This window comes from Jutongia sp. SJQ-6 (assembly GCF_054161275.1).
In genome coordinates, this window is the sequence record NZ_CP195314.1 from 1,616,872 (window position 1) to 1,630,351 (window position 13,480).

7 protein-coding genes are annotated in these 13,480 nt (G+C 41.4%); all 7 read right to left on the minus strand.

The window, feature by feature from the left end; all coding sequences use genetic code 11:
- Positions 1 to 24: 24 nt before the first annotated feature.
- The 7 genes from ACSAJE_RS07430 to ACSAJE_RS07460 all read right to left on the minus strand — a co-directional run bounded on the left by ACSAJE_RS07430 (position 25) and on the right by ACSAJE_RS07460 (position 13,209).
- Positions 25 to 6,168, minus strand: a complete 6,144-nt coding sequence (locus tag ACSAJE_RS07430; RefSeq protein WP_458008704.1) for an RHS repeat-associated core domain-containing protein — start codon at positions 6,166 to 6,168, stop codon at positions 25 to 27.
- Between the two features lie 98 nt (positions 6,169 to 6,266).
- Entirely contained in the window at positions 6,267 to 6,929 is a 663-nt protein-coding gene (locus ACSAJE_RS07435) for a hypothetical protein (protein WP_458008705.1), read from the minus strand.
- Between the two features lie 93 nt (positions 6,930 to 7,022).
- On the minus strand, positions 7,023 to 10,136 hold the full coding sequence (locus ACSAJE_RS07440) for a Kelch repeat-containing protein (protein ID WP_458008706.1): 3,114 nt from the start codon (positions 10,134 to 10,136) through the stop codon (positions 7,023 to 7,025).
- 167 nt (positions 10,137 to 10,303) lie between these two features.
- Complete coding sequence (locus ACSAJE_RS07445) at positions 10,304 to 10,441, minus strand: AgrD family cyclic lactone autoinducer peptide (protein ID WP_118443071.1); 138 nt, start codon at positions 10,439 to 10,441, stop codon at positions 10,304 to 10,306.
- Positions 10,431 to 11,030, minus strand: coding sequence for an accessory gene regulator B family protein (locus tag ACSAJE_RS07450; protein ID WP_182431072.1), 600 nt, complete (start codon positions 11,028 to 11,030; stop codon positions 10,431 to 10,433). Before ACSAJE_RS07450 ends, ACSAJE_RS07445 begins: the two co-directional genes overlap by 11 nt.
- 140 nt (positions 11,031 to 11,170) lie before the next feature.
- Positions 11,171 to 12,472, minus strand: coding sequence for a sensor histidine kinase (locus ACSAJE_RS07455; protein ID WP_118508013.1), 1,302 nt, complete (start codon positions 12,470 to 12,472; stop codon positions 11,171 to 11,173).
- Positions 12,473 to 12,495: 23 nt separating this feature from the next.
- A complete protein-coding gene (locus ACSAJE_RS07460; protein ID WP_458008707.1) occupies positions 12,496 to 13,209 on the minus strand; it encodes a LytR/AlgR family response regulator transcription factor in 714 nt (237 codons plus the stop codon).
- Positions 13,210 to 13,480 lie beyond the last annotated feature (271 nt).

A 13,480-nucleotide genomic window follows, 5' to 3' on the forward strand; every position in this document is an offset into this window, starting at 1 on the left:
TCTCCAATCTACTACAATATAATACTAAATTATTTTTTTAATTAGGATATAAACACCAGGTTGCTTATCTGTCACCGAAGCATTATAACTTCCATCCGAAACAAATTTGCCCTTTTTATATAAATTTGTTCCGCTATATATATATGGACTAACTACTCCCTTATTAAAGTAACCCAATCCATTATATACTTCTGCAAATGATAACATAGCCGCCATATCTTTAGAATCTGCTTTTAATTTATATTTTTTACGAAATTTATTCTTTTCTTTCAATGCATCTACTGCAGCATCTGTAAATTTTTCGAAATATATTCCTTTTGGTACATGGATTGTAGGTTTTCCTAAAGGATCCCCATTATGTAAATATGTCTTAAAATTGCAACTTGATTCACGATAATGAATTGCAGCTATTAACTGTGGTGGCAATTTTGTTCTTTTAGAAATATTTTTATACTTCTTTTTGTTTTTTGTATATTTTTTTCCAAACTTATTCAAAGTGCTGTTAAATAAATTATTTGATTTTACTTTCTTTAGTAAAACCTTATGTTTATTATACAAAGGTGTATTGATTTTCTTTTTATTTTTCACCTTTTTATTTTTAGAGTTCTGCACTTGTATTACTTTTTTATTCTCCTTGCCCAAGTCGGAGTTTATGTATTTATCAAGCCAAACACTTAAACCAGCCAAAGGCTCTTCTTTTGCATACTTTTTATGCCCACTCGGATCAACACTATTTATGCCATCATTCTCACAATACGTATACAAATGCAAACTCAGCGGCTCATCACTTTCCCCAGTATAACTATCCCTCGTCAAAAACCTTCCCACATTTGGCTGATAATACCTTGCCCTTAAATAGATCTCCTCCGTCTCCTTATCATAATACTCCCCGCAATAACGGAACGGATTCTCATCCTTCCTATCCGGGTTCACTTCATTGCCAAAGGAATCATACTCATAAGTCTTGATGACTGCTCCACTTTCATCTGTGAGCTGTACCACATTTCCATGAGGGTCGGTCACATAATACTGTTTTTCGGTGTCCGTTCCTTTATCCGCATATACAAGATCATTGCCACGGATGTAGCGTTTCTGCACCTTTCCACTCTCGGACAGTTCCATCACTAACTGATCCCCGTCCCAGACAAAGACCGTCTTCTCTCCATTCACGGTCTTACTGGTCCGAAGCCCTTCAGCATCATAAGTAAAGCTGACCTTATAGTTCTTTGTCAGCGTCTGGGTTAGCTGATTCAGGGCATTATAATGATTCACGACGTTCTCATTCAGGCGGTTATCCCCCAAAGTCACGTCGATATCCACATAGGTGCTGTCCTTTTTATCACTTGAGATTTCATAGCGGTTGACTGTGGCAAGCTGATTTCCGTTCTTGTCGTTTTTGTAGATGACAACGGCATCTTCCTCCGTATCAGTATTCAGGGTATCCGTGCGGAGCAGTTCATCGTTCTTATTGTATTTATAGGCAGTTACCTTATTGCCAACCGTCGTCTCTTTCCGGTTATTATTACTGTCATAGGTATAGGAAATATCCTCGCTGCCCGTTTTTGTTTCTTTTGTAATACGTCCTAGTAGGTCATAGACGTAGGTAGATGTCTTTTTCGACTTCTTTCCATCCTCATCCATCGTATCCGCTGTCTCTTTAGATTTCTGTCCATTCGTTAAGTATTCCGAAGTGTATTCGGAAATCACCCCGGCACTCTTTGTCTGATTCTTTAGAGATGTCAGATGGTTCTGGTAATCATAGACATAGTTAGTTGTCATACCATTTCCATCCACCGTTCTTTTTGCAAGATTTCCATCGGTATCATAGCCGTATCCTACTATCTTGCTCCCCTTTTCATCGGTGACAGAGGTCAGTTTCGACTCCCCATCATAGGTATACTGCAAGGAAAGTTTGGTATCCTCTCCCACTTTGACTGCAAAGGCAGACTTATTCCCCGCACTATCATAGGTGTAATTCTTGACTATATCCTGATTCTTAGTCAGCTTGGTTGTCTCTTTTGTCACCCGCCCGGACACATCATCATAGGTAAAAGTAGTGTTGTCCTGTGTTGCCACATTCCCATAGGCATTATAGGTATAGGTATGAGTGGTTTCTTTCCCCGTCTTTTTCTCTTTTGCCACCATCTCCGTCAGACGGTTCTGGTAATCATAGGTGCTTTTCTGTGTGTTTCCGTTTTTATCTACTGTTTTGGTCAGGTTACTGTTGACATCATAAGTATAGGTCTCCGTCCTGCCCTCCGGATCGGTATAGGAAATTAACTGGTTTTTCCCATCGTATTCGTACTTTGTCTCAGCAATACTATCTGCCTTTTTCTTTCCGCTGACCTCTAACTGATAGTTCTTCCCAGCGTAAGAAAAAGTATCCGCATTGTCTTCTGCTTCCGTCACTTCCGATACCGTAATCGTCAGCGGACTGGTCATTCCGGTAAACTGACGCACTTTGTTCCCCTGCACATCATAGACATACTGGACATACTGTGCTTTATCTGCATCCAGGCAGTTCTTGACCATGACAAGGTTTCCCTGTTTATCATAAGTATACTCGGTTCTTGCTGTCCTGTCACTATCGATTTGTTCTTCCTGTTCCGTCACATTTCCCGTATTGTCGTACTCGGTTTTGGTGGTCTGGTAACTGATACTTCCATCCTTTTTCTCCTGTGGAATCCCGGACTGAATCATTCGTCCGAGGATGTCGTATTCATACTTGGTGGCAACATCCTCTTTTGTCCCTCTTGGAGTGTATTCCTTTGTAACCTGTCCCTGCTCATCATAATCCGTTTTAACCGTCTGGGTTTCCCATTCTGTCTCCCCTTCTTTCCGGCTCTTTGCCTCCGTCTGGCTCACGTTGCCGTTCTCATCATAGGTGGAGAGAGTCTGGGTTTCATAGGCAGGAAGCCACCTGCCATCCTGATAGTTCTTGGTGACGGTATCCTCTTTTGTGGTTCTGCCAAAGTCGTCCGTTTCATAAGTCGTGGTGGATTCGGATCGGTTCTTTCCCCGGATGGTAGTGGTTTTCTGCGACAGGGCATTCCCCTCCGCATCGGTTACATTCTCTGTAGTCGTCTCGCTTAATACGGCATCATTGAACTGGTCGTAATAATCTTCGGTATCCACATCTGACTGATAAGACGATGGATTTAATTCTTTGCTGTAGCTGGTAGAAATCGTCTGCGCATCCTCGTCTTCTCCGGTTACTTCCGTCTCGCTTTTACTAAAACTCCAGGAAGTACAGTGGGCAGCATCCAGTTCCCCGTTGCTAAACGCTGCTGTTCCGATCTCATTGCCCAGATTATCATAGAAATACTTCGTACCGCTCAGGATGTCCTTCCCTTTTCCAGTCATGTAAAAGTTAGCCACCGTTTCCCCATTTTCATTGATAATGAATTTCTTCTCATCCGGAGTAAAGGGATATGTCTTTTCTTCCACTAAACGGGCAGTTTCTTCTATTTCCACATCTCCAGCATCCTCGTCTTCCTCGCTGTCATCAGAGTTACTGCTATCGTCATCTTCATCCCCATAGTCATAGGTACTTTCCGTCCAGGTGCCTGCTGCTTCATCCTTGCTAATGATGGTATTGCCAAAGGCATCCTGGATGTCGATGGATACACGCCCATAGTTGTCCACCGTCATGGTTTTTAATCCATCTGTGGAAACATACTCCTTATCTTTGGATTCATACTCTGTTCCCACCGCATGGATGGTTTCGGTTTCCTCTCCTGTCTCCGGATCATAGCTGGTTTGGGATACTAGACCATTCTCATCGATATAAGATAACTCATTACCGAAAGAATCGTAGGTCACTTCTTCTTCCGTGTAGGTACGGTTATCCTGTGGACGTTTAGCGGAGGTAATCGTAACGTTCTTCTTGGTCTGCTGTCCCAGGCTGTTATAGGTATAATCGTTTTGAATGACTTCCTTTTCCCCATCCGTGCTGTAGGAAGGGTAGACTTTCCCCTGGATTTCATTTCCCTGCTCGTCATACTGGAAATCCGTCTTGGAAATGGTCTGGTATGCCCCGCCGTTTACACTTCTCTGTTCAGAAATGCTGGCATAGTCAACCCCATTGGCTGATAGTGTACTCACCAGTTTATTTTTTGTCGCTGCAGAGGCATAGGATTCCTCTGTTACAAGCGGGCACACAAAGGGTTCATCCCCAGCAGGGTATCCCTGCACTGTCTGATAGGTGTAGCTTGTAGTGTATAAATGCTCCTTCCCTTTATTTTTTGCCAGATAGGCTTTGGAAGATTTGTCGGTCAAAACATTCCGGTAACGGTCATAAGTATAGCCCTCTTTTGTTGTAACTGCTTTCTCTCCTTTTTTCCCATAAGACTTGTCGGTTTCCAGCACCACAAGGGAACCCTTCCCGCTGCCATCATAGCTGTAAAGGGTTTCTTCTTTTTCTTTTCCATAGTTGACCTCGTCGGTCAGCAGCTTATTTTCATTATATATGTATAAGGTGACATTCTTTTTCGTATTATTCTTTAATTTCAAGGTTTTGGCATTGATTTTTGATTTCTTATAAGTATAGTCGTAATACTTTCCGTTGGCTTTATATTCGTCGGGATTGAAGCTGCTGACGACCGTTACGGTTTTCAGCCCGCTGTTCCCATACTGCCATACTTCATAGCTGATTCCATCGCCGCCGTTTTCTTCCTTTTCCTTCTCCCGGAAATCCGCATAGGAACGGAGGTCATCGCTTCCTTTTTTCTGGAAGTAATCGTATTTGATCCCGTTTGATTTTTTCCCGGTTTTCGTGTCCTTCTCATACTCCCTGGTGACATAGAACTGTTCCGTTACCACGTCCCGTTTCTGGTCGGTTCCGGATTCCTTTTCTCCCCGCAGGGAGCAGGCACGGTATTCATAGTGCTGTTCGCTTCCGTCTGCGGTTACTTTAGTCAACAGATAACTCTGATTGGTGGAAACACGCTGTGACGCTACTCCGGCGCCGGAAGTATTGACCAGCCGCTCCACAGTCTTGTAGGAATACGTTTCTTTACTGCCGTCTACGGTTGCACTGGTCAGTATCACGCCGTTCAGCCGGTCCCCATGATGAGGGGTATAGGATTTTTCCTCGGTCTCATAGGTAATCGTCTTAGAAGACACACCTCCGTCAACGTTTTTTCCCTGAACAGTGACAGAGGTAACTGCCTTTTCGTCCCCCTCGCCGCTGTAGTGGAATACAATTTCCCGCCCTACAGAATCGGTGATCTTACTGAAATAAATGTCATCAGTATAGGTAAAAGTAACCGTGTTGTCATGGACGTCTTTCTGTAGCACAATGACACCGTCTTCATTGAAATAAGTACGGAGTCCGGTTTTATCCCGGAGAAGGTATTTGCAGGCAATGCCGTCTACGGTCTTGTCCCAGTCCTCCAGTTTGATATCATCATAATCATAGCCTTCCAGTCCTTTAATCGAATAGGTTTTAGTAGCGTCATCCGCTTCGGTTTCGATACCTATGCCCCCGGCACTTCCATAGTGAAGGTAAGCCGGGTTCTTTCCCCAGCCTTCATCCTCAGTCAATGTGACAGTCTCAATCCACGGGAAATCATACCGCCAGCCGCTTGCAAGCCCGTATACGTTGTGTCCCTCATTGCTGACGATCTTGGTCCGCTGGGTATCATACTCATAGTGTTCTTTTCCATCTTTAGATACCCCTTTCCAACCTTCTCCCTTTTCATATTTCACTAACAGGTTTTTCAAGGCATTCTTATGGTTCTTCCAAATGGCGGCGTTTACTACAATGCGCCTCTGGGAACCGTCTGACACCGTGTAGTAAACCCAGAAGGTATCTACCTCTAACTGTTCAATATATTCCACTGTGGCATGACCTAAGTTGGCTTCGTTGCTGTCGTAGTAGCGGTTCAGTTCAAAATCCATGCCGCCTGTTCCGTCCAGCGACAGGTCATTACGGGAAAGCATCAGATGACCTGTTGCGGTATCCACTCCGCTGACTTCTCCTGCTTCTAACGGAGAACCGGCAAGCCTGTTTTCATAGACGCTCCGGAAGGTATCCCCGTAGGCGGCTTCGGTTGCCGTGTTATAGGATTCTCCGGCCGCCAGACAGGTGTTGCCACTAACAAACACCGCCATTCCACACAAAAATGTGATTGCCACTCCTGTAATCATCTTTTTGATTTTTCCCATAGATATCCACTCCTTTTCCTGTACTCCTAATCATTTTTATTTATCACATGACTATCAATAGTAAAACTAAGTACTATAAATGTTATACGGTTCTTGTTCTATTTCGCTTCTTGTTTGGTTAGTTCCTCCACCGTTTTCCCGGCTTCCAGCTTCTCCAACACTTCCTCAAAGGTATAATCCTCATTCAATAACAGAACCGCCACTTCTATCCGTTCCTCTTTACTGAGGGACTTGTCTTTTAACTGCTGTATCTGCTCCTTTGACACTCCTAACTGTTCTTCCGTGCTGAGAATCTCACTATCCTTCACCACATCAGACCATTGCCTGTTTTCGGATGTTTTTCCCTTTGCTTTTGCTAACTCAATGGCTTTTCTTCCGGTTTTTACGGACAGCTTCTCTGCCTGTTCCAGATCATCCAGACTGTAGCCTTCCTGTTCCATCTGGTACTTGGTGTTCTCCGGGATGGTGAAAAAATCCTGTTCCAATTTCCTACCGGTCTGCTCCCAGTCCTTTGTTTCCGCCTGTATCTTTGCGACCTGTTCCCGGTCCATTTCATAAAGTTCCGCATACAGATCAGCAGTTTCCCTATCCGCCGCCGAAAGGGATGAATAGACTTTCTCTTTCTTTTCCGCTGTCTGCTCTTTCCCATGACCTCTCTGTATCAGAAGGGCAGCACCAACAATCAAAAATATAGTTACAATTCCAATTACTGCTGCAACGATTCTTTTTCTTTTTCCTTTCCTATCCTTGCACTTCCTCAATGATAACTCCCCCATTCCGGATTCTATATTTTCTTTGTACGACAAACAGGACCCGCCCGTTATGTTTTTCCTAACGAACGAATCCCCTCATTATTACTTTCCTTCTTCTGTCAAGGTAATCTCTACTGTTGTTTTCCCGGTTATCTTTGCTTCCACCGGGATGGACTGGTAAGTCTCATAAGATTCTCCCCGCTCCAGACTTCCGGTCAGTTTCAGCACGATTACGCCTTTTTTCGGCTGGTATTTTAATAAAGTAACGCCGTCTGCCCCTTCTTTCAGCGTATCCTCTGTTTCAAAGGAAGACGCGTTCTGGATTTTCATTTCCTCCGGGTTGACATTTACCGTGACGATCTTTGCCTGTCCCTTTTTTAAGTTCCCGGCATTCACCTGTAATTCGTAGGATTCTCCCTGATTCACTGCCATCTGCTTTGTGATGGTCTGCACTTTTACCGTATACTGCTCTACGGTATCCAGAACACCAAAGCCAACCAACTCTCCGCCAATGCTGTAAATGTCATTGCCGGAAGCTGCCAGCATGGAATCCTTCTTGGTCAGGTTCATATCCGAAATCCTGCTCCACTCATCAGAGTAAGCATCATACACCAGAACTTCTTTTGTCTCCTCTGTTTTTGCCATATAGATTTTTCCGCTGATTACTACAGGAGTACCATAGATATTCGAAGCAACAAACGGACACACGGTTCCGGCGTCCTCAAAGAGATTGTCCTCCGGGAGATACTCCTGCCAGAACATCTTCTCTCCGTCCTCTTTTAACACAAACACACGGTTATCCACACTTGCTGCAGCAATGACCGCACTGGTGTCCGGCAGAACTGCCGTCTCCCAGGTATCGGTTTTGATGTCATAAATTTCTGCTTGATCCGTGGTACCTGCCTTTGACCATACATAGAGTTTGTCTTTGCTACATGCATATGCCAGATTGGTTCTTCCCTCTGCCAGGTCTGCCTTTTTCTGCCATTGTCTGGTCTCTGTGTTATAAGCATACACAGATTTGAGAAGTTTTGCCGTCACTCCCGTATCGGTCTGACCGCCGATGACATAGATTTCGTTATTGTACGCAAACACGGCTGCCCGGCAGATTCCGCTTTCGGTACCGGGATACTCCGGCAGACTTTCCCATGTTTTCTTTTCCGTATCATATACCGCAAAGGTTTTCAGGGAACCTGTGGCACTTTCCCCGCCGAGTACATAGATTTTCCCATCCAACGCAGCGGCAGAAGCATTTTTTCTGGTTTCCTGCATTGGTGTCGTATATACCCACTCCGACCGGCTGTCTGTGTTATAGACCATCCGGGATGCTTCACCGGCCAGGGAAGCATTTTCCCTTGCCGTCACGGTGAATCCCAGTATCTTTCCAGCGGTTTCATTGTTATAGATATAATCATAGGATGTTCCCGTCACAACGGCATCGCTGATTTTCTTTCCTCCGTCATAAACGCAGATGAGATATTCTTTGGCGTTCTCTACCGCATTCCAGGTGATGGTATACTTATCCTGTCCTTTGATTCCCGTTGGTTCCGGAATTGCAAAATGCTTTTTCAGGGTAAGGGTGTAATCCCCGGTTCCTTTGTTTTTGACGCTGACTTTCAGATATTTCCGTCCGTTATAGGCTCCGGTAAAGAGGAAGTTGTTATCCAGTCCGGAATTGTCGTCATAGGCAACCTGATTTTTAGCTGTGTCGTACATGGTTGCCTGTGTGTCAATGGAGGAATCGGTGTAAATGTCATATGCAATGCCCGGCTTGGTGTCAAAGTAATAGTAATTCTCCTGTCCGGCTTTTATTACTGACCGGGTAACCGGTGCGTTTTCCTTTAATTCCACAGCACCGTCAAATCCCACCACCTCATAATGCACGGTAAAGTATGGATTCCGGTCTATTTTTGCCTGGTAAGAGCGGTTGGAATTGTCCGCCACTAATGCCACACCGTAGTTGGCTTCTCCCGCATACCATGCCCTTACAATGTCCGTTACATCGCACTGGTATTTCCCTGCCTTCTGGATTCCCACGGTTGCTGAGGCACCCGCTTCATAAGCCGGACGGTTGTTATAGGTCAGTTTATTGACGTTCCAGTTCTGTGTCACTTTGTGGACACCGATGTCAAAGGTCTTTCCAGCCCCTAATTTGATTGTCTTTTCATTTTTGATATGTAATGCTGCATCCCGAATCTGCACATCTTGGTTTTTCAGTTCGGAAAGGGTACTCATCTTGGTAAATGCCACACATTTATTCGCCTGCAAAAGCAGGGATTTGTCATAGCCGAAGTTACTGTTTGGTGCGCCGGCATAAGCAGCCCCCACCTTTACATCTCTGCGGTGTTTATCGGTAAGATAGGTTGTCCGGATTTCCACCGGGAATTTTCTTTTTTTGCTGTTCCACCACTTTTTATTTGGTGTCACTTTCAATGTTTTTGTCTTTTTGTTATAGAAAAGTTTTACATTGGTTGTCGATACGCCATTTGCATCGGTAATCTTGGTGCTCATCCGGGTAAATTGGGTTTTTCCTTTTTTCATCTTGAAATAGACTTTTTTACCCTTTACCTTAACTTTTAATTTTGTATTTAGTTTGAAAGAAAAGGATTTATTCTTCTGTTTCTTGGAAACCGTAACAATCTCCTGCACTTTTTCCGGAAAAATGTCATAAGAGACATTTGTATTCTTCAGAACTTTTTTATATGTTACTTTGTTCTGGTTCAGAACATCGGTGTATGTCGTCTTCTTTGGATTGCTGATCTTTACTTTTGATTGTTTGAGTTTTTTGCCTTTTAAGGCGATGGATAAGCTGGTTTTACCTCGTTTCAGAGATACAACGGATTTTTTATTTGCTTTTTTTGAGACTCTGATGGATAAATCCGTCGCTTTTGTTTTATATTGGGATTTTCCGGATTTCACCAGAGTGGTATTGATTTCTTTCCATCTTCCGTTCTTTTTGTAATGGATGGGCATGGAGTAGGTGGCAGCGATAAAACTGCCATCAGACAAGGCAAACTGTTTGACAAATTTGCTCCGCTTGGCAGTCAGTTCTTCCGTAACGGCTGCCCGGGATGTTCCCGTATTCATACCTGTTCCTGCTTTTGCATCTTTCCTAGTGGAAAAATCCACTCCCACGACAGCAGTGAGTACCAATACCACAGCTAATGTACCACTGATAATGCCCTTTTGGATTCCTTCTTTTCCTGTTTTCTTCATGAAAAACCTCCCTCATATGTTCTGCGATTGCTCCAAATATAACACCAATTTATATCTATAGATAAAATCAATCGAATTGATATATTTTCTTCTCTGCCCATTGTTCCATGCTAAGCAATGCTATGATTCAATGGGCAAATTTTAGTTTCGTCACTTCCCATGTTGCATTACTTTTTCGTCGGACGTTTCGGCTGATGCAAAATTCCTGCACATGCTGGCGGCCAGCCGGACTTTGCTCTGGCAGCTTCAGCCTTTGCCAGTTTTCCCGCCAAGTTGAGTAAACGATTTTCTTTTTTACTTTTCATCACACTTCACCTCCTGCCTTACTATTTTTGCTATCAATATGAAAACAGCACAAAACACAATTGCAAGCATCATGTACTGTTGCCATCGCATATGTAACAAATACGCAATTACAATTACTCCAAATTCCATCCCCAATACCTTTCTGCTCCACATTTTATACTCCTGTTGTTCGCATTTTGACAAAGCCAGATTCGGATGATTCACGGGAGCAAAACACCATATACAAACTGTTGACAGAATAAATATAATCCCTTTTACCATTTCATACTTTTCTATTAACGGAGCAATTATTTCTAATGCCATTAATAATGTTAATACTGATCCTGTCAGACATCCCAAAAAACTTTTTGCATGAAAACCACCTGTAGTCTGCCTTACAGCCATAAAGGAAACAGTAAAGATGATTCCATCTATTGGTTTTCTTACTATAAAGGCAATACAAAACAAAACAACATATGCTACTATCTTTTCCAGCATAATTGTCAGCCCATATATAGAATCTTCTTCGTATTGTTTATCCAAAACATCTTTGTCAATAAGATATTTTACAAATTTAACTATCATAGCCAGGTTCTCCTCGTCTTTCATATACCATAATTTCCTACTTAAATTCAACAGTAGTAGCAAGATTCGACTAAAAGTAACCAAATTTGACTGTGATTTTTCATATTTACTTTTTTTGCAAGAAAAAAACAAGGCTCTGCAGCCTTGTTTTTGTAAACAGATATTTATATTTCTTCCGTTTGGGGAATTACTGCCGTATAATAAAACCATCCCTTATCGCATCTGATTCTCCCAATTCCACCATACTTATCTAAAACCATTTGAATATTCTTCAAACCAATCCCATGATTTTTCTTATCCCCTTTACCCGTTTGGATATCATTGTTTTTAATTTCTACGGGAACCGCCACTGGATTCTGGACAGAAAGTACCATTTGTTGTTTTTCCTTTACAAGTTTTAGCCGTATCACCTTATTACAATCTAATTTCTCACAAGCCTCAATCGCATTATCCAATAAATTCGACAACAAAATAACCACATCCTGCTCCTTCATCCATAATCCGGATAAATCATTTACCTGAAAATACAGAGCAATATCCTTACTTTTTGCGAGACGATATTTTTGATTTAGTACAACATTTAATACTGTATTATTAACATCTATGACTTCCCGACCATCTATTAGTATTTCTGTCAATTTATCTGCATATTCCTCTGCCTCCCGGTACTTGTTTTGCCTCAATAGTCCCTGAATGCAATGAATCTGATTGTTATAATCATGCACCATCCGTTTTTTCTGCGCATAATCCTCACTAAATTCATAATATGCCTGCATTTTTTCTTTATTTCTCTCCTGTAATATCTTCATTTGATTATATTGTTTTTCTCTTGCCGATATGTATTTTAATAACACAAACATGACAAGATTGATGCTTACCATTCCAAAAGAAACCGTCAAGTATCCAAAAGAATTGTTCTTCTGTTGAAAAGACAGCAACATAACAAGCATGATTACTACAGTCATCATTGGAAAACTAATCATTAAAATCCATTCTGATTTCTTTACATCCAGCTCTTTTTCTCTTTTCCAAAAATAATCCAGTATCAGTACAATCACAAACAAAACCGTCTTACACAAAAGGACTAGAATCACTTGAATTACACTGTTTGATAAATCAGCAGAATCCAACAATAAATCAACCAATATTAATCCTAAATAATCAACACAGAATAAAATCGCATAAAAAATAAAACTAAGAAATATCTTGAGCAGCCATTTCCCTGTATAAAATATCACAGCAAACAATGCAATGCTTATAATAATCCCTATACTGCGAAAAACATAATGTCCACCCGTCTGAGTAATTAATGCCCAAAACAAAAACACTCCTGTCAGCAAAAAAACGGATAATGATTTCAACCATCTGGCCGGATATCTTTGTTCCAAAAACATATTCAGGAAGATTCCACAACAGAGTGCTTCATAAAATACAATACTGATACTTTTGAAAAATTCTTCTACCATAATATTTTATACCTCGTGTTTAACTACATTTTTTCTTTGTAACTTAAATACTGCTCTTTCACTTTTGCGTATCTTTGTTTTGTCACGGGAATTTCAGCACCGTTTGACAAGTATAGCAAATAGTTATTTATTTTCTCTATATGTACAAGATTCACTAAAAAGCTTTGATGCGTCCTTACAAAATCATAATTCGATAAAATCAACTCCAGGTCGTTAATCTGACCATACATATATAAATTTTCTCCGGTTCTCTCAAACCATAATTGATGTGATTTACTCTCAATAAAAAGAATCTCTTTTAACAGAACTTTCCTCTTTCCCCCTACAAACGGAAATTCCATTTCCCTTTCCTGTTTTTTCTGAAGAATCGTATCCATACATTCCGGCAGCAAGCTTTCCAGATCATCCTTTAATATGTAGCGTACTGCATCCACGCGATACCCTTCAAGTGCATAATCCATCATAATAGTAATAAAAACAATGTCCACATTCTGATTTTTTTCCCGTATCGCATACGCTGTTTCCATCCCATTCATTTCTTTCATTCCAATGTCGAGAAATATAATGTCATATTGTTGCAGGTTATTATCATCGCTGCAAAATTCCAAACCACTTGTAAAAAGATCAATACAAAATATAATCTTCTTTTCTTTAAGATATTGTTCGACTAACCTTTTAATTTCTTCTCGAAAATATTTCTCATCATCACAAATTGCTACTCTTAATTTTAAGTCCATGCACATTCTCCCACCTGTTATCTAAAAAATCAATATTTTTTATTGTGGCAAATCAATTATTTCCATAAAGCAAAAGAACATAAATACATTAACGGAATCAACACATACGTTCCTGTATCTGCTTCCTATAGCGTCGTTCTTTTTTCTCATCTAGTATACCGCAGATAGAACAATATTGCTAGAAAGATATGATTTTTTTTCATAATTATTAGGTTTTTCTCATAACATTTCTTTCATCTTCCTTCCAATCATTTTCCTGACTTGCTTTTCC

Bases quoted from the DNA above. Each gene is read 5' to 3' on its own strand.
- ACSAJE_RS07430 (WP_458008704.1), bottom strand. From the start codon at position 6,168: ATGGGAAAAATCAAAAAGATGATTACAGGAGTGGCAATCACATTTTTG.
- ACSAJE_RS07440 (WP_458008706.1), bottom strand. From the start codon at position 10,136: ATGAAGAAAACAGGAAAAGAAGGAATCCAAAAGGGCATTATCAGTGGT.
- ACSAJE_RS07445 (WP_118443071.1), bottom strand. From the start codon at position 10,441: ATGAAAAGTAAAAAAGAAAATCGTTTACTCAACTTGGCGGGAAAACTG.
- ACSAJE_RS07450 (WP_182431072.1), bottom strand. From the start codon at position 11,030: ATGAAAGACGAGGAGAACCTGGCTATGATAGTTAAATTTGTAAAATAT.
- ACSAJE_RS07455 (WP_118508013.1), bottom strand. From the start codon at position 12,472: ATGGTAGAAGAATTTTTCAAAAGTATCAGTATTGTATTTTATGAAGCA.
- ACSAJE_RS07460 (WP_458008707.1), bottom strand. From the start codon at position 13,209: ATGGACTTAAAATTAAGAGTAGCAATTTGTGATGATGAGAAATATTTT.